Annotated in this window: 21 protein-coding genes and 1 tRNA gene; 11 read left to right on the top strand and 11 right to left on the bottom strand. The window is 64.3% G+C overall.

The window, feature by feature from the left end:
* Nucleotides 1-8: 8 nt before the first annotated feature.
* A complete protein-coding gene (locus tag AB7F49_RS11335) occupies nucleotides 9-1043 on the bottom strand; it encodes a DUF3421 domain-containing protein (protein WP_428522339.1) in 1035 nt (344 codons plus the stop codon).
* A gap of 246 nt (nucleotides 1044-1289) precedes the next feature.
* Between AB7F49_RS11335 and AB7F49_RS11330 the strand changes: the two genes are divergently transcribed.
* Entirely contained in the window at nucleotides 1290-2021 is a 732-nt protein-coding gene (locus tag AB7F49_RS11330; protein WP_428522337.1) for a CVNH domain-containing protein, read from the top strand.
* A 196-nt stretch (nucleotides 2022-2217) separates the two neighbouring features.
* Here AB7F49_RS11330 and AB7F49_RS11325 read toward each other — a convergent pair whose 3' ends face one another.
* The gene (locus AB7F49_RS11325; protein WP_428522335.1) at nucleotides 2218-3063 is read right to left on the bottom strand and encodes a class I SAM-dependent methyltransferase; all 846 of its coding nucleotides are present in this window, start codon (nucleotides 3061-3063) and stop codon (nucleotides 2218-2220) included.
* 233 nt (nucleotides 3064-3296) lie between these two features.
* On the opposite strand from AB7F49_RS11325, the gene AB7F49_RS11320 reads away from it, so the two are divergent.
* Nucleotides 3297-4280 (top strand): AraC family transcriptional regulator, encoded by a 984-nt coding sequence (locus AB7F49_RS11320; protein WP_428522333.1) that lies wholly within the window; start codon nucleotides 3297-3299, stop codon nucleotides 4278-4280.
* Nucleotides 4281-4323: 43 nt separating this feature from the next.
* Here the strand turns inward: AB7F49_RS11320 and AB7F49_RS11315 are convergent.
* Nucleotides 4324-4397: transfer RNA gene (locus AB7F49_RS11315), tRNA-Gln, on the bottom strand.
* 105 nt (nucleotides 4398-4502) lie between these two features.
* Complete coding sequence (locus AB7F49_RS11310; protein WP_428522331.1) at nucleotides 4503-4703, bottom strand: hypothetical protein; 201 nt, start codon at nucleotides 4701-4703, stop codon at nucleotides 4503-4505.
* 140 nt (nucleotides 4704-4843) lie between these two features.
* On the opposite strand from AB7F49_RS11310, the gene AB7F49_RS11305 reads away from it, so the two are divergent.
* Nucleotides 4844-6055, top strand: coding sequence for a glycosyltransferase family 87 protein (locus AB7F49_RS11305; protein WP_428522329.1), 1212 nt, complete (start codon nucleotides 4844-4846; stop codon nucleotides 6053-6055).
* Nucleotides 6056-6063: 8 nt separating this feature from the next.
* Here AB7F49_RS11305 and AB7F49_RS11300 read toward each other — a convergent pair whose 3' ends face one another.
* Both AB7F49_RS11300 and AB7F49_RS11295 read right to left on the bottom strand, forming a co-directional pair.
* Nucleotides 6064-7572, bottom strand: a complete 1509-nt coding sequence (locus AB7F49_RS11300; RefSeq protein WP_428522327.1) for an NAD(P)/FAD-dependent oxidoreductase — start codon at nucleotides 7570-7572, stop codon at nucleotides 6064-6066.
* A 12-nt stretch (nucleotides 7573-7584) separates the two neighbouring features.
* Nucleotides 7585-8079: a GtrA family protein gene (locus AB7F49_RS11295; protein WP_428522325.1), complete on the bottom strand. Its 495-nt coding sequence runs from the start codon at nucleotides 8077-8079 to the stop codon at nucleotides 7585-7587.
* A gap of 199 nt (nucleotides 8080-8278) precedes the next feature.
* Between AB7F49_RS11295 and AB7F49_RS11290 the strand changes: the two genes are divergently transcribed.
* Nucleotides 8279-9481, top strand: coding sequence for a glycosyltransferase family 87 protein (locus AB7F49_RS11290; protein WP_428522323.1), 1203 nt, complete (start codon nucleotides 8279-8281; stop codon nucleotides 9479-9481).
* Nucleotides 9482-9725: 244 nt separating this feature from the next.
* Here the strand turns inward: AB7F49_RS11290 and AB7F49_RS11285 are convergent, their stop codons facing one another.
* The 3 genes from AB7F49_RS11285 to AB7F49_RS11275 all read right to left on the bottom strand — a co-directional run bounded on the left by AB7F49_RS11285 (nucleotide 9726) and on the right by AB7F49_RS11275 (nucleotide 13762).
* On the bottom strand, nucleotides 9726-11441 hold the full coding sequence (locus AB7F49_RS11285; RefSeq protein ID WP_428522321.1) for a sulfatase-like hydrolase/transferase: 1716 nt from the start codon (nucleotides 11439-11441) through the stop codon (nucleotides 9726-9728).
* Between the two features lie 165 nt (nucleotides 11442-11606).
* Nucleotides 11607-12389 (bottom strand): ethanolamine ammonia-lyase subunit EutC, encoded by a 783-nt coding sequence (eutC, locus tag AB7F49_RS11280; RefSeq protein ID WP_428522319.1) that lies wholly within the window; start codon nucleotides 12387-12389, stop codon nucleotides 11607-11609.
* Nucleotides 12386-13762 carry an ethanolamine ammonia-lyase subunit EutB gene (locus tag AB7F49_RS11275; protein WP_428522317.1) on the bottom strand — a complete coding sequence of 459 codons (1377 nt, stop codon included), beginning with the start codon at nucleotides 13760-13762 and terminating at the stop codon, nucleotides 12386-12388. Before AB7F49_RS11275 ends, eutC begins: the two co-directional genes overlap by 4 nt.
* Before the next feature lie 116 nt (nucleotides 13763-13878).
* On the opposite strand from AB7F49_RS11275, the gene AB7F49_RS11270 reads away from it, so the two are divergent.
* From AB7F49_RS11270 to AB7F49_RS11255, 4 genes are all read left to right on the top strand, one after another.
* Nucleotides 13879-14322: a hypothetical protein gene (locus AB7F49_RS11270; protein WP_428522315.1), complete on the top strand. Its 444-nt coding sequence runs from the start codon at nucleotides 13879-13881 to the stop codon at nucleotides 14320-14322.
* 86 nt (nucleotides 14323-14408) lie between these two features.
* Nucleotides 14409-16235 (top strand): B12-binding domain-containing radical SAM protein, encoded by a 1827-nt coding sequence (locus AB7F49_RS11265; protein ID WP_428522313.1) that lies wholly within the window; start codon nucleotides 14409-14411, stop codon nucleotides 16233-16235.
* A 56-nt stretch (nucleotides 16236-16291) separates the two neighbouring features.
* On the top strand, nucleotides 16292-17503 hold the full coding sequence (locus AB7F49_RS11260; protein ID WP_428522311.1) for a CaiB/BaiF CoA transferase family protein: 1212 nt from the start codon (nucleotides 16292-16294) through the stop codon (nucleotides 17501-17503).
* Nucleotides 17504-17585: 82 nt separating this feature from the next.
* On the top strand, nucleotides 17586-18803 hold the full coding sequence (locus tag AB7F49_RS11255) for a hypothetical protein (protein ID WP_428522309.1): 1218 nt from the start codon (nucleotides 17586-17588) through the stop codon (nucleotides 18801-18803).
* Between the two features lie 273 nt (nucleotides 18804-19076).
* Here AB7F49_RS11255 and AB7F49_RS11250 read toward each other — a convergent pair whose 3' ends face one another.
* Together AB7F49_RS11250 and AB7F49_RS11245 are read right to left on the bottom strand one after the other, a co-directional pair.
* Nucleotides 19077-19454: a response regulator gene (locus AB7F49_RS11250; protein ID WP_428522307.1), complete on the bottom strand. Its 378-nt coding sequence runs from the start codon at nucleotides 19452-19454 to the stop codon at nucleotides 19077-19079.
* A gap of 112 nt (nucleotides 19455-19566) precedes the next feature.
* Nucleotides 19567-20547: a Bug family tripartite tricarboxylate transporter substrate binding protein gene (locus AB7F49_RS11245; protein WP_428522305.1), complete on the bottom strand. Its 981-nt coding sequence runs from the start codon at nucleotides 20545-20547 to the stop codon at nucleotides 19567-19569.
* A gap of 122 nt (nucleotides 20548-20669) precedes the next feature.
* On the opposite strand from AB7F49_RS11245, the gene AB7F49_RS11240 reads away from it, so the two are divergent.
* From AB7F49_RS11240 to rpsD, 3 genes are all read left to right on the top strand, one after another.
* Nucleotides 20670-21476 carry an aspartate dehydrogenase gene (locus tag AB7F49_RS11240; protein ID WP_428522303.1) on the top strand — a complete coding sequence of 269 codons (807 nt, stop codon included), beginning with the start codon at nucleotides 20670-20672 and terminating at the stop codon, nucleotides 21474-21476.
* Nucleotides 21473-22273: a glutamate racemase gene (gene murI / locus AB7F49_RS11235; protein WP_428522301.1), complete on the top strand. Its 801-nt coding sequence runs from the start codon at nucleotides 21473-21475 to the stop codon at nucleotides 22271-22273. The genes AB7F49_RS11240 and murI overlap by 4 nt, the downstream gene beginning before the upstream one ends.
* 185 nt (nucleotides 22274-22458) lie before the next feature.
* On the top strand, nucleotides 22459-23076 hold the full coding sequence (gene rpsD, locus AB7F49_RS11230) for a 30S ribosomal protein S4 (protein ID WP_428522299.1): 618 nt from the start codon (nucleotides 22459-22461) through the stop codon (nucleotides 23074-23076).
* Nucleotides 23077-23278: the final 202 nt, after the last annotated feature.

Raw genomic sequence — 23278 nt, 5'->3', positions numbered from 1 at the left:
TCCCCGCGCTATTCCGTGAGAACGTCGTAGGAGCCGGCGGTGCGCTCCCGTCCGCGATCGCTGTAGTTACAGCCGTTGAAGCCACGGCGTATCTTGCCGACAAAAGTCCCGTCCTGCAGCCGCACCCGGCAGACATATAGCGGCTGGCCGTCGGCTTCGTGCCCGCCGGCATGTGCCCTTTGTGGGATCGTGCCCTGAGAGGCCGCGACCCAGCGTCCTGTGCCAAGCATCACGGAGTAATTTCTTGCCACAATTTCCCGGCCGCCGAAGCCGATCGAGCAGCCCTCGATCCAGACGCCGGCCGTTCCGGGATGCATGCCGCCGTTATGCGCGCCGATGCACGCAAACACGCCCAATCCATCGGGCATGGTTCCAGCCGGTTTCGCACGCGGGTCCATGGGCCGGCCCGGCGCGGTCTTTACCCAGTCAAGAGGCGCATTCCGCGGCCGCGGATTGACCGCAGGGGACGGAGGTGGCGCGGCTTGCGCCACTGGGGGTGCCTTCTGGTTCAGAACGACCCGGTCCCGGCACTCGAAGAGAGTCTGGAGCGCGGCATTTGCACCGCGCAGATCGTATTGCCACTTTTCAGACGCCGAACGGATGTGCAGCACCTTTCCATTCATCAGCAGATCGATGTCGCCGATCTCGTCGATGTTGTCCCGGATGCGCATGAACTCCCAGTCGTTCGGATCGTCGACCTTGGCGGCAAATGTCGATGTCGGACCCTCGGAACGCGGCCGATCGATCCAGAACTGGACGGCGTATTTGTCCCCGGCCACCAGCGATCCCGGCCCGCTGAACTCGATCGCGAACCGGCCTTTCCCGCTGGAGAAGGCGAGCCAGGTCTCGGTGCCATAGGGCCGCTTGGCGCGGCAGAAGGATGGGCGGCCGCTGCGGTCGGGAATCACCTCGACGATCCATTCTCCCTTGCGCGCGTAGGGCTTGGCCTGCGCATGCGCCGCCGCTTCACACGAGAACTGAAACCCAGCAAACAGCGCAAGACATGCAATGGCGCCTCGGCGCCATGTCCTTTCCAGAAACATTTCATTCCCTTCGCAACGAAGAAGCCGCGGCGATACCGTGATGTGATGCAGGCAAAAACGTCAACGCGCTTATTCACAGATGATCACAGGAAGTTATAAAGCAACAGGGCCTCGCCGATCGCGACCAACCAGGACCGCGATCGCTGGTCGCAGCAATGCGTTCGCCCACTGAGCTTGACTCGGATTTTTTCCATCGCGTACGACCTACCGCACCGGGATTTGACGCGCGTTGGGGGAACTTTGGACATGCGAGAACTGGGGCTTGTCGCCATCACAATCGGTGCGCTCGCGTGCGCCGGACCGGCTCACGCCGGGCCGTCGAACTTTCAGCGATCCTGCAACGATATCCGGATCGAGCGCCCCGCCGGCGACGTGTCGATCGGGGCGACGTGCCGCGACCGATCTGGTCGAACGGGGCCGGCTGATTTCGATCTGCATGGCTACCATAACGTCGATGGGCGCCTGACATTCGACGGGAGGGGCAAGTCCACCTTCCAGCGCTCTTGTGACGGGATCGACATCAGGGTCAGCCCGGAGCGTGTCCTCCTCGTCGCAGAATGCCGGGACCGCAATCAGAACGTCCGCAAGACCACGATCGAAATCCAGGACATCCAGAACATCGATGGCCGGCTGACCCGTATCGTCGCGTCCGCGCAGCCCGCGCAGAACGTGGGCATCGATCTGAACCTGCGATGGAGCGGAAACTGGGTCTGGCGGAAGACGGGACAATCAAACAACATCTCGACATTTGAAATGCTGAAGAACAATACAGCATCCTATTGCTACGACCGTGACTGCCAGACCGTACGATATCAGTTCAAGGATGGCGTGCTTCGCTTCTCGAAGAACGGCAAGGATCATTTCGAATTCCGTCCCACAAACGGCGGCGAGGTCGTTTTTGCCAAATACTGGTTCGACCGCAAGGATCGCGATGACGCGCCCGTCGCGACTGCCAGGTTCAACAAGGCGGGCCGATGACGCCGGGTTTTCGCCCGGCGTCCGACCATGCGCTGATCATCAAACCTGTTGCGCCATCAAGGAGCGACCAGACGCCGCATAGTCTCCTGGCGCCGTCCGGTCGGAGTGTCGTCTGCTGGTTGTGAGCACGTCGAAGGGACCCCACACCGTTGACCTGCACGACGTTTCGCCGTCGGTCCGGGCGTAGTGCGGCGGTTCAGCGTTTGATGATGACGGCTTCCAGATATTGCGACGGCACCACCATCGTGCCGTCCGTCGACGCGTTGGACTGTTCGACCAGAGCGACGACATCGCGCGCGAGCGCCGTTCTGCCGGCATCGTCGAGTGCCTCGAATGCCTTGAGCATCGGCCCGTAATAGGTTCGGAAAATCTCAAGGAAGTGCTGCGGCGAGCGATAGCGGAAGTTGAAAATGCGTGGCTCGGCGACAATTTCGCTCGCGTCCTTGCCGAACAACTCCTGCAGGCGCGCGCGCGTGCCCCACATTGCCGGTGACTTGACGCCGGCCGGTGGCGGCAGGTGCTTGCCGATGACCTTGAACATCTGCCCGATGAAACCGTCCGGGGTCCAGTTGGCGAGACCGATCCTGCCGCCGGAACGGCACACCCGCAGCAGTTCGGCCGCGGCGCGATCCTGGTCGGCGGTGAACATCACGCCGAAGGTCGACACCACCGCGTCGAACGCGCCGTCCGCGAACGGGAGTTTCTCGGCGTCGGCGGTCCGGAACTGGACGGCGACCCCCTCCGCCTCGGCCCGCTGACGACCGCGCGCCAGCAGGGAATCGACGTAATCGGTCGAAGTAACCTCGCACCAGCGGCGTGCGGCAGCCAGCGTCGCGTTGCCGTTGCCGGCCGCGACGTCGAGCACGGTCTGGCCCGAACGCAAATCCATCGCCTCGGCCAAACGCTCTCCAACAATCTGTAGCGTGGTGCCGACGATGGCGTAGTCACCCGATGCCCAGCTCGCCTGTTGTTTGGCCTTGACGGCAGCGAGGTCGGGTCCGGTCTTCGCAACGCCGGGATGGCATTCGATCACGGTGGTCATGCTGGTCTCCCTATATGAAACGCCCTGAAGGCGGCGCGGTCGGATTACCCGCCTTGAGGCCTTGTCTGAATGACCGAGCCGCCAGACTTGTTGCCCATGCGTCCAGACTTGCTATCGTCCCGGCCCGCGCGTCCGGTCGGCTTGCTTCTGCGTCCGCCACGGCGGGCGCGGGGCAAGACGGAACGCTCAGCCCCGGCAAGACTTCGATCCGCCTCCGGTGAAAGGAAGTCTCGATGAGCACCGATGTCCTGTCAGACGTGCTTTCGGCCGTGCGCCTGACCGGTTCGGTATTCTACGATGTCAGCGCGAGATCGCCCTGGGTCGCCGAAGCGCCGCCTGCGGCACAAATCGCCAATGAGGTGACGCCCGGCGCACAGCACGCAATCGAGTATCATGTGGTTACCAGCGGGTCCTGCTGGATTTCGCTGGTCGATTGCGGCCCCTTCGATCCGGTCAGGCTCAACGAGGGCGACATTGCCGTCATGCCGCACGGCGATCCCCATGCGCTTTCCAGCACGCAAGGCATGCGCGCCGAGCCGGTCCCGGAAATCTACCGCCGGCCGGAAGACGACAACGCACTGCCTTTCATGCTGCATACTGGAACCGAAGGACCCGCGGAGACCCATCTGGTTTGCGGCTTCTTCAGTTGCGATGTTCGGCCATTCAATCCGCTGCTCGATTCGCTGCCGCGCTTCATGCGGGTCGGTCGCAATACATCGAATGCTCCGGGCGGGCTGCTCGACCAGTTCATTCGCTTCGCCACGGCCGAGACGACGAGCAAGCGTGCGGGAAGCCAGAGCATTCTCAACAAGCTCTCGGAACTGATGTTCGTCGAGGTCATCCGCATGCATATGGACACGCTCGCGACCGACAATACCGGCTGGCTCGCCGGGTTGCGCGATCCGCTTGTCGGGCGGGTGCTGGCGCTGCTGCACGCGCGTCCCGCCCGCGCCTGGACGCTGGAGGACCTCGCAGCCGAAGCCGGCGCATCGCGTTCGGCAATGACCGAGAGATTTTCACATCTCCTCGGCTGCGCGCCGATCCAGTACCTGACGCGGTGGCGCATGCAGATTGCCGCCAGGCGGCTTGCGGATCGCAGTGCCAAGATTGCTGCGATCGCCCAGGACGTTGGCTATGAGTCGGAGGCGGCGTTCAGCCGGGCGTTCAAGAAGACGGTCGGCCAGTCGCCGAGTGAGTGGCGTTCCAGGCTCTCGTGAGGCCGTAGCCGCGGTCGCCGAATATCTTCGCTGAATATTGAACTGGCTGGGGGACTAGGATTCGAACCTAGAAAAACAGAGTCAGAGTCTGCTGTGATACCATTTCACCATCCCCCAGCAGGGGCGCGCGCGTGCGCGATCCGGACCGGATTCGGCCCCTAGATATACGTACCCGCGCAGCATTTCAAATGCTCAGGCGGCGTCTCAAATGTTCAGGCGGCGTCACCCCGCGGCTGGTTTGGCACGGGGCCGAAGCGGCGGGGCCGGAAGCGCCTCGTCCACCTCGCGACACAGAATGCCGCAATAGAAGCGCTCGGCGCCGAGTTGCCAGGCCCGCAATTCCTCAAGACAGCGGCCGCAGCCGGCACACAGGAACCCGAACATCGGATGCCGCACAATGGATGCATGGTTAGATCTGGTCATGGCGGCCTCCAACGCCCGGCCGGGCGGGACGTTACAGGACGGCCTGCCGCACGGCGAGCGGCACCATCGCCGCTTAAAGCCTCCTTAGCCCTGACGGCGCTAGGATTGCGGTTCCGATATCACGCGCGACAGAAGCCGCCATGCCGCCCTCGACGATCGCCGCAATACAGGCTCCCGCCGCATCGCTCGCAAAACCGGTCGAACTGACCCTGTTCGGCCTGTGCGTGGCGAATGCGCTCTATCTCGTGTTCGCGCTCCTGCATGGCACCATTCTCGTCGGTGCGGACGGCCTGCCGATTCCGACCGACTTCGTCAATGTCTGGGCGGGCGGACGGGTCGCGCTGGAAGGCCAGGCGGCCGCGGCCTACGACGCAGTGGCACACAAGGCTGCGCAGGTCGCCGCGCTCGGCCGTGACTTCGCGGGCGAATATCCTTGGGTCTATCCGCCCACGTTTTTCTTCGCGGCCGCCCCGCTCGCCATGCTGCCGCTCACGGCGGCACATGTCGCGTGGGTGGCCATGACTTTCGCGGCTTTCGCCGCCGTCATGGTTGCCATCATGCGCGGTCCGGTGGGACTTGTCATGGCCTGCGCGTTTCCCGGCATCGTCGCCAACGCCTCTGTCGGGCAGAACGGATTTCTCACCGCGGCCCTGATCGGCGGCATGCTGATCGTCCTGAACAGCCGGCCGTTGCTGGCCGGCATCCTGCTCGGCCTCCTGTCGTTCAAGCCGCATTTCGGCGTGCTGATCCCGCTGGTGCTGATCGCGGGCGGCTATTGGCGCGTGCTGTTTGCGGCGGCGGCGACCACGCTGCTGCTGGCGCTCGCCGCCTGGCTCGTCTTCGGTTTTGAGGTCTGGGAGGGCTTCTTCGATGCGCTGCGCAGCGCCTCTCAGGCCGCGCTCTCGCTTGGACTTGCGGACTGGTCCAAGCTGCAAAGCCTGTTCGGGCTCGTGCGCATCCTCGGCGGCGGCGAAACACTCGCCTTCGTGCTGCAATGGATGCTGGCGGGAGCGACCGGGCTGCTGCTCTGTCTGCTGTGGCGAAGCCGCGCGCCGTTCAATCTGAAGGCCGCAGGCCTTGCCGTCGGCATCCTGCTCGTGCCGCCCTATCTCTTCATGTACGATGATGTGACGCTGGCGGTCGCGATGGCGTTCTTGTTCCGCGAGATGCAGGCGCGCGGCGCGTTGCCGGGCGAACAGGCGGGACTCGGCGCAGCCCTGCTGCTCGTTCTGATCTTTCCGATCGTAAAGGTGCCGGTGGGGTTTGACGCCACGCTGGTGGTTGCGCTGCTGATCGCGCGGCGGACGGACATGGATTCCGGCTTCGCGCCCTTCGGGCGCGCCCCGGAATGACGAGTGCCCTACCCTGCCGCTCGCACCCGCTCCGGCACCAGCCGTTCGCTCTTCAGCGCATGCTGCGCGCCTGACGCGCCGGCCTCGTGATACTCAGCATCCTCGTTGACGTCCCAGACATCGTAGAGCCGCTCGCCGGCGAGGATGTTCCGCGCGGTCAGCATCGCCGTCATCATCGCATGATCCTGGTTGTTGTATTTGTGCATGCCGTTGCGGCCGATCATGTGCAGCGTCGGGAACGTGGTTTCGAGATCGAGCCGTACCATCTCCATGTTCTGCCGGTAGGCGTCGTCATAGACCGGATAGGCCTTGGGCTGCCGCACCACGCAGGCATCGACCACATCGCCCGCCTTGACGAGGCCGATCTGCGCGATTTCGCGTTTCGCCAGCGCTACGAGGTCGGCATCGCTCGAATCCCACAGATCGTCGCCCTCGAAGCAGAAATATTCCAGCCCGAGACAGCTCATGCCGGGCGGCACCATTTCCGGCGACCAGGAACTGAAATTCTGCACCCGCCCGACCTTCACCTTCGGATCGTGGACATAGATCCAGTTGTCCGGGAACAGGTTCTCCTTGTTGACCATCAGCGCGACGGTAAGGAAGTCGCGGTAGCGCAGCGCGCGCGCATGCAACAGCGAGATCGGGCGTGGCGAGATCGTTTCGACCAGTTCGCGCACCGGCGCCGAACTGATGACATGACGCGCGACATAGCGTTCGGTCGTGCCGTCGGCGAGCGTGGCCTGTGCGGTCCATAATCCCCGGCTGGCGTCATAGGAAAGGCTGTTCAGCTCTTTGCCCTTGAGGATGGTGCCGCCCTGTTTCTGGATCTTGCGGGCCGCGGCCTCCCACATCATGCCCGGGCCCTTGCGCGGATACTGAAAGCTCTCGATCAGCGTCTTCACCACGGCGCCATCCGCCGATGCGGATTTCCGCTTCGGCAGGGCACGCATCAGCGCATTCCTGATCGCGACGCCGAGGTCGAGCCCCTTGATGCGCTGCGCCGCCCAGTCGGCGGAAATCTCGTCGCAGGACATGCCCCACACTTTCTCGGTGTAGGTCTTGAAGAAGATCGAGAACAGCTTCTCGCCGAACTGGTTGCGCACCCATTGGTGGAACGTCTTCGCATCGGCGATCGGATTGGCGCGCGCCCAGGCATAGGACAGCACGCAGGCGGCGCTTCGGATCACACCCAGATTGGTCAGCGCTTCGAATGCGCTGAGCGGATAGGAATAATATTTGCCGCCGTAATAGATTCGCGACAGCCGCGGGCGCTCGATGAAATCGTCCGGCAGGATTTCATGCCAGAGATCGACCACCTCCTTCGCCTTGGAGAAGAAGCGGTGGCCGCCGATGTCGAACAGATAATCCTTGTAGCGCACGGTGCGGCTGATGCCGCCGACATAGACCGGGTCCTTCTCGATCACCAGAACCGAAGGCATTTCCTTGGTCAGGCAATAGGCCGCAGTGAGACCGGCCGGACCCGCGCCGATCACCAGAACGTCAACATGTCTTGTCATGATTGGGCGCCGTCACCGGTTTTTTGAAGTGTGGGTTGCTGCGACCGGCGCAAAGGCGAACAGCCGGTGACCGTTGTAGGAAATGAGCGCGCCGCAGGCGGCGCCGATCACGATCGCGGCCTGCGGCAGGCCTGCGAGCAGAGTCAATGTCAGGACCGCAAAGACCGCGTAGCTCGTGCCCTGCGCCGCTGCCGTGACGGCGCCGTAGCGAATCGCTTCGCGGTGCTGCCGGCGTCCACTGCGATCGAATGTCAGCGCGCGGTTGAGCCGCCAGGTCACCAGCGTCGCCAGCGACAGAGAGACCAGGCGGGCGATCAGCGGAGAGACGCCGAAATTGACAACCAGCGTGAAAGCGCCGAGGTCGGTGACCAGGCCGAGACCGCCGACGATCAGAAACCGGGCCGGGCGCGGCAGCCGTTCGGCCAGGGCGCGCAACGTATCCCGTTCGGATTCGGCAGCGGGCTCGAAACGCTCTCCGCCGCCAAACGCCATCGACTTGCCCTGCATTTCGCCGCCCGTCCCGTTGTCGCCGGCGCACGCGCCCGCGTCCGGTCATCCCGGGCTATCCATCGCAGGTGGGGGTTAAGGCGCGGCTTATCCGGTGCCGGAAATGCCGCCTTTTCGATTACGGTTAAGCAAATCGAAAAGGGTCGGCCCCGATATTCCGCGCGAAACGCCGCGCGGTTTCACATCGGGAGAATGCGCAATGTCGGTTCAGGCGGCGGCATCGTTGCGGATGCAGGAGGCGAACCGGGACTTGTTCTTCAAGCTCGCTTTCGCGTTCGGCGTCGTCATTTTCGGTCTCGAGATCGGCTATCTCGTCAAATCGCCGCTGCCCTACGATGCAGTCGGATATTATCTCGGCCGCGATTTCGTCAATGCCTGGCTCGGGGCCAAGCTCGCGCTTTCCGGGAATCCGGCGCCGTATTTCGAGTTCGGCGCCTATCAGGCGCTGCTGCAGAAGAATTTCGGCGCCGATTACCCGATCCACATCTGGTCGTATCCGCCGCATCTCCTCCTGCTTACCTGGCCGCTCGGGCTGATGCCCTACGTCACGGCCTATGTCGTCTATTGCGTCTTTGGCCTGATCCTCTATGTCGCGGTCGCAAGCGAAGGTTCCAGGCGGCCGGAACATCTGCTGCTGCTGATCATCGCTCCGGCGGTGACGGTCAATATCTGGTGCGGCCAGAACGGCTTCATCATCGCAGCGTTGCTGGTCGGCGGACTGACGCAGCTCGACCGCCGCCCGGTGCTTTCGGGCATCCTGTTTGGGCTGCTGAGCATCAAGCCGCAGCTCGGCCTGCTGCTGCCGCTGATGCTCGTGCTCACCGGACGCTGGCGAACGGTCGTCGCGGCGACAGCGACCATCGCGATCCTGCTGGTCGCAACGGCGCTGGTCTTCGGCGGCGAGGTCTGGACCGCCTATATCCGCGACGCGATGCCGATCCAGCGGCGTCATACCTTCGAGGGCGTGCAGAATTTCATGCTGCACATGCCGACCGCCTTCATGAATGCGAAGATCGCCGGGCTGCCGATGGCGGCGTGCATCGCGATCCAGTCCGTGGTGTCGGCCGCGACCGTCGCCGCGGTGGTCTGGACCTTCTGGCGCAGGCGCGATCCGGCCCTTTCGATGGCGCTGTTCGTGACCGCGATCTTCACGGTCACGCCCTATGCCTTCAACTACGACATGGTGGTGTTCGGCTGGATCGTCGTGAAGCTGATGGACCGCGCCGACAACGAGCCGCTGGATTACGCGCTGATGCTCGCGGTGTGGGCGACGCCGGCGCTGACCGTCGCGCTCGGCATGACCGGCTTTCTGCCGTTCTCCGCGTTGCCGATCATCGCTTTCGGCGCACGGCTCTGGTGGCGGCTGCGTCGCGACCCTGCCATCGCAGGAGTCGCGCCTTGATCGATCGGCAATTCAGAATGCCTGGGCGATGGCCCATATGACGTGGCCTATCGCAACCCACATCAGGATGGAGACCACGACCGCGAAGAGCACGCCCTGTCGCCTGTTCCTGTCGGTGCCGGGGCGGGCGCTGGTTCGTTGAAGGCGCATTGAGCCTGCTTTTCAAATCAGCGATGCGCGGCATTGCCGGCAAGGCGTCTCACGAGGAGCACGCCGCCTGCCACCACCGATGTCCGGAACGGACTCATGGGTCCGTTTCGCTCGCGCGAGCCTCGGTCGCGGGCTGAGGCCGCGCGTTGTCCGGCTGACGCGATCGTTCCGGCAAATCGATATCGGTCCATCGTACCGTCGCTGAAAACAGTCCGAAAATGTCTCCCGAAGAAAACTGAATCGGCTTGCGCACCATTGGACTGAGCAGCGACGACCCATAATAGGAAAGAACATCCTCAGCGCGGTAACCCATCAGCTTCATCAGGGTCGGCGCGATATCGAAGTGGCTGAAATGCCCCGCGGTGCCGTTCGTCGACGCATCGAAGCTGGTTTTCAGGGCTGGCCTATTGGTCGAAACAAGCAACGGCACCACCGCCTCGCTCGGATCGGGCCCCTCTACGCTGCAATGGGTCAGGCGGCCCTCGCTCAGATTCTGCCCGTGATCCGATGTGTAGATCACCACCGCGTCATCGGACGGCGTATCCCGAAGCAGTCGGGCGACAACCCGATCGACCGACCAGCGGATCGCGTTCCTGTATGAATTCGTCCGCGCCTGCGGCGACCGTTCGTCCTGCAAGGTCGGCTGAAATTCGCGCGCGGAGGGCGGGTATCGGTCCTCGTAGGGGAAATGCGCGCCGACCTTGTTGGCATAGATGAAGACCGGCTCCGGCAACCGCATCAGTTCCAGGACCTTCTCGATCAGCTGATGGTCGAGATCGTGGGCCGGCTGCGTTCCATCAAGCTCCACATAATAGTCGATGTCCTGGGCTTCCCAGGCGGTCATGAAATTGTTGAACTTGCTGCCGTATTTTTTCACCAGGACCGCCTGAGCGTCGATGAACGCGGTCTTGTAGCCGGCAGCCTTGGCGAATTTCCAGATTGGCGCGTTGGTGCGGACGGAGTGGGTGAGGTCATCCTGCTTCGCGCCGAACCGTAGAATCGCATTGGAATAGGCGGAGCAGTTCGATCCCGAGGCTGCCGGACCGAAATTGACGACCTTGTCGCGAAGCGCTGCCAGCTCTGGCGACGTTCGGCTGCTCGATTGCAGGTCGATGTGATCGGATCGGACGCTTTCGTCGACCAGCAGCACGATCTTGCGAGCGAGGCCGGGGCCGGGTTCCCAGGCGACGGCTTGTCGCTCCTGTTTCTGGTCGGATACGAGGATCGGTGCGACCAGCGCAATCATGCCCAGCGGAGCGAATTGCTGCGGAAGACCGCGGCTGCCTTGCCCTTCACGCGCATGGATGATCGCCACGATCGCAAGAATGGGCACAACCGGAAAGCACCAGAGAACTTTCCATTGCGGAAGCAGGCGGCCGCGGAACGGCGACAGGATGGCAGCCAGTGCCAGAAGCACAGCGACGGCAATCCCAAGCGCGAAGTCGAACTGATGAAACGCGATCGCGTCCCCGGCGCCGTATCGCGCGTACCAGATCGACAGGATGTCGAAGACCGAGAGTTCGCCGCCGCTGGTTCGCAGGAAGATCAGTCCGGACGCCGTCGATGCGCCGAGCAAAATGCCCCAGAAGGCGCGGACCGCAAGGCTCGATGATGTGACGACACACAGCACGGCGAACAGGGACATCAACCACACGCCCAGCAGACCGAGCAGCGCCGCGGTCTTGCCTTCCTCGACGACGATTGAAATCCGTTGCAGGACGCCGGGATTGGAGATCACGAAAAGCCCGGCAAGCGCCAGAAGCCAGGCCGCTTGCAGTATCGGCAATCGCTTGTGACCATTCTGTCGCATCGCTGCACCGTTTGCACCGTGAGGTTGTACTCAACGGCTACAGGGCCGGCCGGCGCGGATCAATCAAAGGTGGCAAGCGGCACTGGCGCAACTTGCTTTAACATTACATATTAAGGTTTATGCCGCGCGGCAGGGTGCGGCACGTTTTCGCCAAACCTGACAGCCTCATCCCGCGTCTGGAATAGGCAGCGGCGGCAGGTCGGACTCATCCTTCAGCCGAACGCCGGAAAATCTGCGCATGCGCATTGCGCGCAGAAGATGCGCGATCTTGAAGGCCGAGTCGGCATGGCCGATGCCTTCGGTGCGGATGTTCGAGAGGCAGTTGCGGTCGGCGTCGGTGGTCTCCGCGTTGGGCCGCCAGGTGAGATACGCGCCCATGGAATCCGGTGCGGACAAGCCGGGCCGCTCGCCGATCAGGATTGTGACCGCGTCGGCCCGCAGCGCCTGCGCAATCGCATCCCCGATTGCGACGCGAGCATTGCGTGCGATCACCAGCGGGGCGATGGTCAATCGCTCCGCCTGCAACGCCGGCAGCAATGCCGCGAGCACCGGCGCCGCATGGGTCTGCACGGCGCGCGCGGACAGGCCGTCGGCGACAACCAGCGCGACGTCGGTTTGCCCGGCATGAGGCGCAAGCGCCGCTTCCGACTCCGGCGAAAGCCGACGCCCGAGGTCGGGCCGCATCAGGTAGTCGCGGCGCGAGCCGACGGCGCTGTCGACCACGAGCACCGGCAGGCCGAATGCGGACAGGTCGGAGCGAAGTTTCTCCGCATCCAGTTCCTCATGCACGGCGTCGCGGGCGCGTGCATGCGCGAGCTGAAATTCAAGCAGCGGTCCGGTGCCGATGGAGGCACCGGTGCGTGCAAGCCCGATGCGCGCGGCGGTCAATGTTCGCAGACCGCGCCAGATCGGGGAAACCGTATCCTTGGGCGCAAGCTTGTCGTTCATGCCGGCAACAGCGCGCGGAAGCGGCCCGGCAGCGCCTGCGGCCGGATGCGATTGACCTCGTCGATCAGCCCCTGCCGGTGCAGCCAGGCCTCGAATTCCGGGGCGGGGCGCTTGCCGTAAAGATCGCGCGCCGCCAGCGCATCATGGAACGAGGTACTCTGATAGCCGAGCATGATGTCGTCGGCGCCCGGCACCCCCATCACGAAGGTGACGCCGGCCGCCGTCAGCAATGCGAGCAGCGCGTCGGCGTCGTCCTGATCGGCCTCCGCGTGGTTGGTGTAGCAGACATCGACACCCATCGGCAGGCCAAGCAGCTTGCCGCAGCAATGATCCTCCAGGCCGGCGCGCGTGATCTGCTTGCCGTCATACAGATATTCCGGACCGATGAAGCCGACCACGGTGTTGACGAGCAGCGGCTGGAAATGCCGCGCCACCGCATAGGCGCGCGCTTCCAGCGTCTGCTGGTCGACGCCGTGATGCGCGTTGGCCGACAGCGCCGAACCCTGACCGGTTTCGAAATACATGACATTGATGCCGACGCTGCCGCGGTGCAGCGACAAGGCGGCCTCGCGCGCCTCCGACAACAGCGCGAGATCGACGCCGAAGCTGCTGTTCGCGCCCTGCGTCCCCGCGATCGACTGAAACACGAGATCGACGGGCGATCCCCTGCGGATCAGGTCGAGCGTGGTGGTGACATGCGCCAGCACGCAGGATTGCGTCGGGATGTCGAGTTTTACACGAATGTCGTCCAGCATCGACAGCAGCGCATGAACGCGTTCCGGGCTGTCGGTCGCCGGATTGATGCCGATCACGGCGTCGCCCGCGCCAAGCAGAAGGCCATCGAGGATGCTGGCCGCGATCCCCCGCGGGTCATCTGTCGGGTGGTTCGGCTGCAGCCGCACCGACAATGTCCCGGGCAGCCCGATGGTATTTCGAAAGCGCGTGACCACCGAACATTTCGAGGCGATCACCATGAGGTCCTGCAACCGGCAGATCTTTGCGACCGCGGCGACCATCTCCGGCATCAGGCCGGGCGCAAGCGCGGCAAGTCCAGCCGCCGTCGCCTCGTCGGAGAGCAGGAAATCGCGCAATCCGCCGACCGTGAGATGCGATACCGCGGCGTAGGCCGCCCGGTCGTGCCGGTCGATAATGAGCCGGGTCACCTCGTCCTGCTCGTAGGGCACCACCGTCTCGTTGAGGAAGGTATCGAGCGGGAGGTCGGCGAGCGCAACCTGCGCGGCGACCCGTTCCTCGCCGCTCTCCGCAGCGACGCCCGCCAGCCGGTCTCCGGATCGCAGCGGAGAAGCCCTGGCCATGAGGACTTTGAGGTCCCCGAAGGTAAAGCGCTGTCGCCCGATCGTGGTCTGATACATGATGGGTTCCGAAAATCGCCCATGATCCTCTATAACAGTGATCGCATCGTTCCGAACCTCGACTTTGCTTATGGCTTCGGCTCAGGCCGGGTCGGTATCCGTCTGAAAGGCCCGTCATGCCCGCAACCCGCACCGCCTTGACCCTCCTGTGCTGCCTTGTCCTGCTGCTTTCGGTAGCGCCGGTCCGCGCGCAGCCCTCCCAACTCGCCACCGGGATGAAGCTGGAGGACGCGGGCTTCAAGATGCGGGAAGCGAACACCCCGGAAAAAATGGCGCGGCTGCGCTCCATCCCGCCGCACCGGTTCGTGCCACACCGCAAGAACGGTCAGCGCTACTATGTCTATGCCGACCCGACCTCGTGCCGGTGCGCCTATGTCGGCGGCGAGACCGCCATGCAGGCCTATCGCGACATGGTGGCTCCGCCGCAGGCGACCGGCTTGCCCGGCGTCGGGGATATCGGGCGTGATACCGGCGGCATCAATCTCGGGAACGAGCTCCAGACCGAGATGAACGACGAAAGCGGCACCAATTTTGACGATATTTTCCATCCGGGTTTCTGACCCGGACCGGCATCGAAACCGCTCGCCGCGCCGCCGCGGCAGGCCCGCTTCCGGGCCGCCCTGGCCTTGCAGTTCCGGCAAAATCCGTGTCCACTGGCGCAATGGGGGCATCGGCAGTCATTGCGAGTGACCGCGAGGCGACCGCAGCGGCCCCGCCGCCGGCCGCGGTCGCGTCGCGATGCTTCAAGATCGTTCTGATCAAGCCGTCGCATTACGATGCGGACGGTTATGTCATCCAGTGGTGGCGCTCGACCATCCCGTCCAACAGCCTCGCCAGCGTGTATGGGCTGCTGCGTGAATGCGCCGAAGCCCGGACCCTCGGCGACGATGTCGAGATCGACATCGAGGCCATGGACGAGTGCAACACCGTCGTCGACGTCAGGAAAATCGTACGCGACATCCGGCAAGCCGGCGGCGGCTTTGTCGGCCTGGTCGGCGTGCAGTCCAATCAATATCCCCGCGCCCTCGATCTTGCCCGCATCTTCCGGCAGCAGGATATTCCGGTCGTGATCGGCGGCTTCCATGTCAGCGGCGTGATCTCCATGCTGCCGAAGCTGACGCCGGAATTGCAGGACGCGCTCGATCTCGGCGTCGTGCTTTATGCCGGCGAGGCCGAGGGCCGCATGTCCGACTTCCTGCGCGACATGGCGTCCGGACAGGCGAAGGGCATCTACAATTACCTGAAGGACCAGCCCGGCATGGAGGCGGCCACCTTCCCGATCCTGCCGCGCGAGGTCGTGACCCGCGTCGCCGGGCATTACGCCAGCTTCGATGCCGGACGCGGCTGCCCGTTCCAGTGCAGCTTCTGCACCATCATCAACGTGCAGGGCCGCAAATCGCGCTACCGCACCGCCGACGACGTCGAAGGCATCGTGCGCGCCAACGCCAAGCAGAACATCACCCGCTTCTTCATCACCGACGACAATTACGCCCGCAACAAGAACTGGGAACCGATCCTCGACCGGCTGATCCATCTGCGGGAACAGGAAGGCTTCAAGATCCGCCTGCTGCTGCAGGTCGACACGCTGTGTCACAGGATACCGGGCTTCATCGAGAAGGCGGCGCGGGCGGGCTGCACCGCCGTGTTCATCGGGCTGGAGAACATCAATCCCCAATCGCTCGCCGGCGCGAAGAAGCGGCAGAACAAGATCTGGGAATACCAGGAGATGTTCCACGCCTGGCGCAAGGCCAAGGTGATGACCTTCGCCGGCTATATCCTCGGCTTCCCGACCGACACTCCGGAATCGATCGCGCGCGACATCGAGATCATCAAGAAGGAATTGCCGGTCGATATTCTCGAATTCTTCTATCTAACACCCCTGCCCGGCTCCGAGGATCACAAGGTCCTGCATCTGAAGGGCGTACCGGTCGATCCGGACCTGAACAAATACGATCTCGAACACGCCTGCACGGCCCACCCGATCATGTCGAAGGAGACATGGGAGGAGGTCTATCGCAGCGCCTGGACCCGCTATTACTCGGACGAGCATGTCGAAACCATCATGCGCCGCGCCGCAGCGACCGGCCTGAACAAGACCAAGGTGATGGACGGTATCACGCTGTTCTCCGGCGCCTCGCGGATCGAGGGTGTGCATCCGCTGCAATTCGGCTTCGTCCGCCGGAAAATCCGCACCCAGCGCCGCTACGGCATGACGATCGTCAATCCGCTGATCTTCTATCCGTGGCGCGCCTACGACTTCACGCGGACGGCTGTTCGCTGGGTCAGGCTGGTGCGAAAATATCGCAAGATCCTGAAGAAGGTTTATTCCGATCCCGATGCGGTCAAATACACCGACCATGCGCTCGACCCGCCGGCCGGGCACAACGCGCCGATGTCGGATTTCGTGAAGACCTATGCCGACAAGATCCCGAATACCCACGGCGCGCCGGTGCGCGAGGCGGCGCTGAATTAGCGGCGGCGGCGTTCCGCTGTTGCATGGCGTGTGACGCCCACGCTAATCCTGTCGGCATGACCGACAGCGCAACCGCCACCGGCCCGCTTTCCGGGGTCCGCATCCTCGATCTGACCAGCGTCATCCTCGGCCCCTACGCGACCCAGATCCTCGCCGATTTTGGCGCCGATGTGATCAAGGTGGAGTCGCCATCGGGCGATATCATGCGTCATGTCGGCCCGATGCGGAACCAGGGCATGGGCCACATCTATCTCAACCTGAACCGCAACAAGCGCTCGATCGCGCTCGACCTGAAGCAGGAGGCCGCGCGCGACGCGCTGCGCAGGCTCGGCGCCACCGCCGATGTATTCGTCACCAATGTGCGGCCCGCCGCGATGGCAAGGCTGGGGCTGGGCTACGACGACATCCGCAAGGTCAATCCGCGTATCGTCTACGCCAGCGCGACCGGCTTCGGCGCGCGCGGCCGCTATGCCGGCAAGCCCGCCTATGACGATCTGATCCAGGGCCTGTCCGGGATCGCTGCGATCGCGCCACAGGCATGGGGCGGCGAGCCGCGCTACATGCCGCTGGCGATCGCCGACCGCACCACCGGCCTCTATCTTGCCAACGCGATCTCCGCCGCGCTGTTTCATCGCGAGCGCACCGGCGAAGGTCAGACCATCGAAATCCCTATGTTCGAGGTATTCGTCGAATACCTGCTCGGCGACCACCTGTCGGGCCTGACCTTCGACCCGCCCGAGGGCCCGCATTATTATCCGCGGCTGGTCTCGAAGCATCGCAGGCCTTACGCCACAAAGGACGGCCATGTCTGTGCGCTGGTCTATACCGACACGCACTGGAGGAATTTCTTCAAGGCGATCGGGCGTGAGGACCTGCTGGTCGATCCGCGCTTTTCGACGCATGGCGGGCGCGCCGACCATATCGACGCGGTCTATGCGTTCGTCGCCGACACGCTGAAGACGAAGACCACCGCGGAATGGATCGCGCTGCTCGACCAAGCCGACATTCCGGTCGCGCCGCTGCACGACATTGCGAGCCTGTTCGACGATCCGCATCTGAACGATGTCGGCTTCTTCCGGTTCGTCGACCATCCGACCGAAGGGCGGCTGCGGATGACGGATGTGCCGGGCACCTGGTCGGCGTCGCAGCCCGCAGTGCGCAGCCTGCCGCCCAACCTCGGAGAACACACCACAGAGGTGCTGCGCGAGGCGGGACTGTCCGAGACGGAAATCACGGCGGTCTTGGGTGAAAAGGCGCCGCGCGGCTGACGCCGCCCAACATCAGCCGCTTGCGGCGGCTTCGCAATCGCGGTCAAATGGACTCCTGTGAGCGGGAGTTGAGGGGCTTTTCATGCGTGCGCAGGTTTCCGCAGGCGTTGGCGCCGTTGCAATGGCAGTATTGGTGGCGACATCCTTCAGCGCGCTGGCCGCGGAGGTAGAGCGGCCGGCCACCTACAGTCCCGGCAAGATTCCGGGCATCCGTGCGGCCGGCCCGAACTACACCATCCTGAACCCGGTGCGCAGCGACGGCTTCCTGCGCATCTACAGCGTTCGCTCGCCCTACGGCAATTTCACCGTCGTAAGCGATGCCATGATGCAGGTGCGCATCCGTGAGCTCGCGGCCGTCGCCGAGCTTGACAAGCTCACCGAGTCGAACGAATTCAACAACGCCCTCGGCCAGGCCGGGCTCGCCCCGGTGAAGTTCGCCGGCGAGTTGCTGGTCAATCCGCTGGAGACGCTCAACAACACGTTCACCGGCCTCGGCAACCAGATCGGCCAGATCGGGTCTGGCATCAGCAACGCCGGCAAGTCGCAGGACCAGGCGTTCGGCGGCTTCGGCGCCGACCAGAAGCGGCGCGAGCTCGCCGCCAAGCTCGGCGTCGATCCCTATTCCGATTACGAACCGCTGCAATCGCGGCTCCAGAAGCTGTCGCAGGCGGCCGCCGCCGGCGGTCTCGTGGTGTCCGGCGCGATGATGGCGATCCCCGGCGCGGTCGGCATCGTCATCTCGAATGTCGGGACGTCGGGCAAGGTCAAGGATTCGTTGCGCGACCGGACCGCCGCCCAGCTCATGGATATGAACCGCGAAAAGATGATGGCGATGGGGCTCGACCGCGGCACCGCCGACGCGCTGCTGCAGAACCGCAACTACACGCCGCTCGACATGACCTCGATGGTGTCGTCGCTCGAGGTTGTGCCGGTGCCGGGCCGCGCCGAATTCCTGAGGCGTGCCGTGGCCGTCAAACGCCGCGACGCGGCGGTGTTCAACCGCCGCTATACCGAGATGGTGGCGGACTATCACCTGAAGAACCGGTCGATCGTGAGCTACGTATCGGTTGCCGAATTTCCGTTCAATCAGACCGCCAACGGTGCGGTGGTCGGTATCTGGCCGGTCGACGCGCTGTCCTGGACCGAGGGCACGCAGCGCGCGGCGACTAGCGCCGCGAGCGCGATCCGTGCCAACCGGCTCGGACGTCCGGAATTGCGGATTTCCGGTCAGGCGACGCCGCGCGCAAAGGAAGGGTTGCGCGAACTCGGCTTCTCGATCGCGGAGAATACGCGGCGGTAGCGCCTGTCATTTCCGCGGCGCAAGAGAAGCTCGCGAACCCGGAATGACAGTCAGTTTGCGAGTCGCAGCGAGTCAACCGTTCCGCCACAGATAAATGACTCGCCCTACCCGCGCAGAATCGCGATTCATGTTTGCCTGTCGGACCAAACGAGGATCGGCCATGCTGCCGCTGTCCCGCTCGCTATTTGACGCTCACGCCGCACGGCTGATGACGCTGTGCGTGACCGGGGCGCTTCTCTCCGCCACGCTGGTGGTGATCGCCGTGCTGAGCGTCTAGGGGGAGTCCGGCGCAACCGTCCTGATCGCGATCTCCAGCCCGTCGAGGTCGAACGGCTTGCCGAGAAAGCAGATCGGCGCGTAGTCCTTGAGCCGCGCCGTGACCTCGGTCTGATCCTCGCCGCTCGCCACCACCAGCGGCAAGGACGCATGGGTCTGCCGGATTTCACGCACCAGGTCGTCTCCGCGCTTGTCGGGCAGGCCGAGATCGAGCAGCACCAGCGCGTAATCCGCCCCGGGCGCGTGCAGCAATGCGAGCGCCTCCGCTGCGGTGCCAGCCTCGTCCGCCTCGCGCCCGAGATCGAGCAGCATGTCAACCGCGAGCATGCGGATCAGCACCTCGTCTTCGACGACGAGTACCCGGCCCGAACTCATGTCCCCCTCATTCTCCGCGCCGCTTCATCTATAATCCGCCGCGGCACAAGCGCATAAAAAAATCGGCGGCGGGCCGTCAAGCCCGCCGCCGCTTTGTCTCACGTCAAGGCGATCAGTTGGTCTGGGCGCCGCTCTTGAGGATCGGCTCGCGCCATTTCGCGATTTCGTCCTTCACGAATTTCGCGAGATAGTCGGGGGAGCGGCGGTCGGGCGCAACGATCATCGCTCCGAGGCCGGCCAGACGCTCCTTCACTGCCGGGGTCTCCATCGCCTGATTGGCGGCATCGGCAAGTTTCTTGACGATCGGCGCGGGCGTGCCCTTGGGCAGGAAGATCGCGTTCCAGGTATAGGCTTCCATGCCCTTGGTGCCCTGCTCCTCCGCGGTCGCCAGATTCGGCAGCGCCGGCGAACGATCCTTGGTCATGATGGCGATCGCCTTCACGGTGCCGCCGTCGATCTGCGGCTTGGCCGTGGAGATGATCTCGCACAGGAAATCGATGCGACCGCCCTGCAGATCCTGCATCGCGGGGCCGGTGCCCTTGTAGGGCACATGCACGATATCGGTGCCCATCACCATGTTGGCGACCACGCAGCCCAGATGCGTCGCCGAACCCGCGCCGGCCGAACCGAACTGCATCTTCGCGGCGTTCTTCTTCGAATATTCTACGAATTCCTTCAGGTTGTTCGCCGGGAAATCCTTGCGCGCGATCAGCGCGATCGGCACCTCGGCGATCAGGGCGACCGGCGTGAAATCTTCCGCGGCGTTGTAGAGCGGCTTCTTGCTGAGCGTCTGGCTCTGGGCATGAGTGCCCACCGTGCCGAGCACCATCGTATAGCCGTCGGGCTTGGCTTGCTCGACGCGCTTGGAGCCCGTCTGTCCGCCGGCCCCGCCGACATTCTCGATCACCACCTGCTGGCCGAGAATTTCGCCCATGCGGGCGGCAAGAACCCGGCCGAGGACGTCCGTTGGGCCGCCGGCGGCAAACGGAATGATCATGGTGATGGGCCGGCTTGGATAATCCTGCGCCGACGCCGTGCCGGACGATACCATCAGACCCACGGCCGCAGCCGTGAGAAACAACTTCCTGAGCATGCATTCCTCCCTTGGGGATTTTGGCCAGACTTGCCCGCCGGCCCGGCCGGGGTCAAGCCACACCTTGTGGGCACGTCGTCTCAGACGTAAACACCGGACCCACATCGGAGCACGCCTCGAACATGCCGGAAATTCGGGTTGCCATCGCAGGCCTTGGAGCCATCGGGCGCATGCTGGCCCGCAAGCTGAGTGCCGGACTGCCCGGCCTGACGCTGGCCTGCGCCGCCGCCGGCGACCGCGCCAAGGCTCAGGCCTTTCTGGAAAGCGAGGGCATCGCCTGCCCGATCGTTGCGCCCTCCGAGTTCCCGGCGCGGGCCGACATCGCCGTCGAATGTGCGCCGTCCGCCCTGATCGAAGACATCTGCCGGCCGATGCTGCAGGCCGGCAAGTCGGTCATCGTGCTGAGTTGCGGCGCGCTGCTGCCGCGCCCGGAACTGCTCGAACTGGCCAAGGCCAGAGGCGGCAAGGTCATCGTGCCGACCGGCGCTCTTCTTGGTCTCGACGCGGTGGTTGCCGCCGCCGAGGGAGAAATCATCTCGGTGCGCATGACCACCCGCAAGCCGCCGGGCGGCCTGAAGGGCGCGCCCTATCTCGAGAAGCACGGTATCTCTGTTGATGGCCTGACCGCGGCCAGGCGCGTGTTCTCCGGCAGCGCGCGGCAAGCCGCGGCGGGCTTTCCGGCCAACGTGAATGTGGCCGCGGCGCTCTCGCTCGCCGGCATCGGCCCGGACCGCACGCAGATCGACATCTGGGCCGATCCCATGGTTACCCGCAATTGCCATGAGATCGAGGTCGAAGCCGATTCCGCGCGGTTTCGCATGTCGATCGAGAATGTGCCGTCGGAGAATCCGAAAACCGGGCGGATCGTCGCGCTGTCGGTGCTCGCCACGCTGCGCAAGCTTGGCGCGCCGCTGAGTGTCGGCACATGAGCACGGCGGCGCCGCGGATTCTGGTCCTCGATTCCGGCCTTGGCGGACTGACCGTCTATCGCGAGGTGACGAAGCTGCGGCCGGACGCGCACTATGTCTATGTCGCGGACGATGTGGCGTTTCCCTATGGCCGGCTGCCGGAAGATGATCTCTCATCGCGCGTCGTCGGCCTGATGGGACAGTTGATCGATGTCCATCGGCCCGATCTCGTCGTGATCGCCTGCAACACGGCATCGACCATCGTGCTGGCGCAATTGCGCGAGCGCTTCGCCGTGCGGTTCGTCGGCACCGTGCCCGCGATCAAGCCGGCCTGCGCGGCTTCGCAGACGCGGCTCGTCTCGGTGCTCGGCACCGAGGCAACGGTCACCCGCGAATACACCAGAAAGCTGATCGCGGATTTCGGTCAGGGTTGCGACGTGACGCTGGTCGGCTCGCGCCGGCTCGCGGTGCTGGCCGAAGCGGTGCTGCGCGGGGAAGCGGTGGAGGATGCCGACATCGCCGACGAGATCGCGCCCTGCTTCGTCGCGCGGGGCGGCCTGCGAACCGACACCGTGGTAATGGCGTGCACGCATTACCCCCTGCTCGACCGGCAATTCTCCCGCCTCGCGCCATGGCCGGTAACCTTCGTCGACCCGGCGCCGGCGATCGCCCGGCGGGTCGTGGACCTGATCGGGGCGCGTCCCGCACAGGCCGGCGAAGGCAGCGCAGACTTCCTGCTGACCTCGGGCAAGCCGGCCAATGCGACCCTGGCCGCCGGCCTTGCCCGCTTCGGATTGCGGCAGACCTCACCGGTTTGACAGCCGGATCGCAAACCCCTAGATACGCGGCGTGGTCCGGCCCCCATCGGGGCCGTTCCTCGTTTCGCGACCCGTGGTTCCGGCCATCCGCTTTGGCCGAATGGGACCTGTCGGTTCCGGGGGGAAATCCCCGGAACAGAGGAGGGCGCGTTTCCTCACACTCTCGGACTTTTCAAGAGGACGCGATGACAAAGCGCACTGAAGCAAAATACAAGCTCGACCGCCGCATGGGCCAGAATGTCTGGGGCCGCCCGAAGAGCCCGGTCAACCGACGTGAATACGGCCCCGGCCAGCACGGCCAGCGCCGCAAGGGCAAGCTTTCCGACTATGGCGTGCAACTGCGCGCCAAACAGAAGCTCAAGGGCTATTACGGCGACATTTCGGAGAAGCAGTTCCGTGCGGTCTATACCGAAGCGATCCGGCTGCGCGGTGATTCCGGCGCGAACCTGATCGGGCTCCTGGAGCGGCGTCTGGACGCGGTGGTCTATCGCGCCAAGTTCGTGCCCACGGTGTTCGCCGCCCGCCAGTTCGTGAACCACGGCCACGTCAAGGTGAACGGCCGCCGCGTCAACATCCCGAGCTATCAGGTCAAGGTCGGCGACGTGATCGAAGTGAAGGACAAGTCGAAGGAAATGGCGCTGGTGATCGAGGCGATGTCGCTCACCGAGCGCGACGTGCCGGAATATATCGAGGTCGACGAAAGCAAGAAGACCGCGAAGTTCCTGCGCATCCCCTCGCTGGGCGACGTCCCCTACCCGGTGCAGATGGAACCGCATCTGGTGGTCGAATTCTATTCGCGCTGATCGTTCGCGGCGCGACGAAAACACGAAAAGGGTCGCCCGGAATGGGGGCGGCCCTTTTTTGTTTCGGAAGGAGCCATCGCGCGTCGGGAAGCGAGCGCTACCCCAACGAAAGCGGGTGCAGCCCGCATCGCGCGCTGAAATTTCTGAAGACACTCCAGGTTGCAGTTGCTATGGTTCCCTGAGGTATCCTGGGACAGGAGGC

Source organism: Pseudorhodoplanes sp. (genome assembly GCF_050250235.1).
GTDB lineage: Bacteria > Pseudomonadota > Alphaproteobacteria > Rhizobiales > Xanthobacteraceae > Pseudorhodoplanes.
Note: the sequence above shows the minus strand (reverse complement) of the source record. Positions and strands in the feature narration are given on the sequence as shown.

Coding starts and splice junctions, on each gene's coding strand:
- AB7F49_RS11285 (WP_428522321.1), bottom strand. CDS start 11,441: ATGCGACAGAATGGTCACAAGCGATTGCCGATACTGCAAGCGGCCTGG.
- AB7F49_RS11335 (WP_428522339.1), bottom strand. CDS start 1,043: ATGTTTCTGGAAAGGACATGGCGCCGAGGCGCCATTGCATGTCTTGCG.
- rpsD (WP_428522299.1), top strand. CDS start 22,459: ATGACAAAGCGCACTGAAGCAAAATACAAGCTCGACCGCCGCATGGGC.
- AB7F49_RS11250 (WP_428522307.1), bottom strand. CDS start 19,454: ATGAGTTCGGGCCGGGTACTCGTCGTCGAAGACGAGGTGCTGATCCGC.
- AB7F49_RS11260 (WP_428522311.1), top strand. CDS start 16,292: ATGACCGACAGCGCAACCGCCACCGGCCCGCTTTCCGGGGTCCGCATC.
- AB7F49_RS11325 (WP_428522335.1), bottom strand. CDS start 3,063: ATGACCACCGTGATCGAATGCCATCCCGGCGTTGCGAAGACCGGACCC.
- AB7F49_RS11310 (WP_428522331.1), bottom strand. CDS start 4,703: ATGACCAGATCTAACCATGCATCCATTGTGCGGCATCCGATGTTCGGG.
- AB7F49_RS11245 (WP_428522305.1), bottom strand. CDS start 20,547: ATGCTCAGGAAGTTGTTTCTCACGGCTGCGGCCGTGGGTCTGATGGTA.
- AB7F49_RS11255 (WP_428522309.1), top strand. CDS start 17,586: ATGCGTGCGCAGGTTTCCGCAGGCGTTGGCGCCGTTGCAATGGCAGTA.
- AB7F49_RS11275 (WP_428522317.1), bottom strand. CDS start 13,762: ATGTATCAGACCACGATCGGGCGACAGCGCTTTACCTTCGGGGACCTC.
- AB7F49_RS11300 (WP_428522327.1), bottom strand. CDS start 7,572: ATGACAAGACATGTTGACGTTCTGGTGATCGGCGCGGGTCCGGCCGGT.
- AB7F49_RS11305 (WP_428522329.1), top strand. CDS start 4,844: ATGCCGCCCTCGACGATCGCCGCAATACAGGCTCCCGCCGCATCGCTC.
- murI (WP_428522301.1), top strand. CDS start 21,473: ATGAGCACGGCGGCGCCGCGGATTCTGGTCCTCGATTCCGGCCTTGGC.
- eutC (WP_428522319.1), bottom strand. CDS start 12,389: ATGAACGACAAGCTTGCGCCCAAGGATACGGTTTCCCCGATCTGGCGC.
- AB7F49_RS11290 (WP_428522323.1), top strand. CDS start 8,279: ATGTCGGTTCAGGCGGCGGCATCGTTGCGGATGCAGGAGGCGAACCGG.
- AB7F49_RS11320 (WP_428522333.1), top strand. CDS start 3,297: ATGAGCACCGATGTCCTGTCAGACGTGCTTTCGGCCGTGCGCCTGACC.
- AB7F49_RS11270 (WP_428522315.1), top strand. CDS start 13,879: ATGCCCGCAACCCGCACCGCCTTGACCCTCCTGTGCTGCCTTGTCCTG.
- AB7F49_RS11240 (WP_428522303.1), top strand. CDS start 20,670: ATGCCGGAAATTCGGGTTGCCATCGCAGGCCTTGGAGCCATCGGGCGC.
- AB7F49_RS11330 (WP_428522337.1), top strand. CDS start 1,290: ATGCGAGAACTGGGGCTTGTCGCCATCACAATCGGTGCGCTCGCGTGC.
- AB7F49_RS11295 (WP_428522325.1), bottom strand. CDS start 8,079: ATGCAGGGCAAGTCGATGGCGTTTGGCGGCGGAGAGCGTTTCGAGCCC.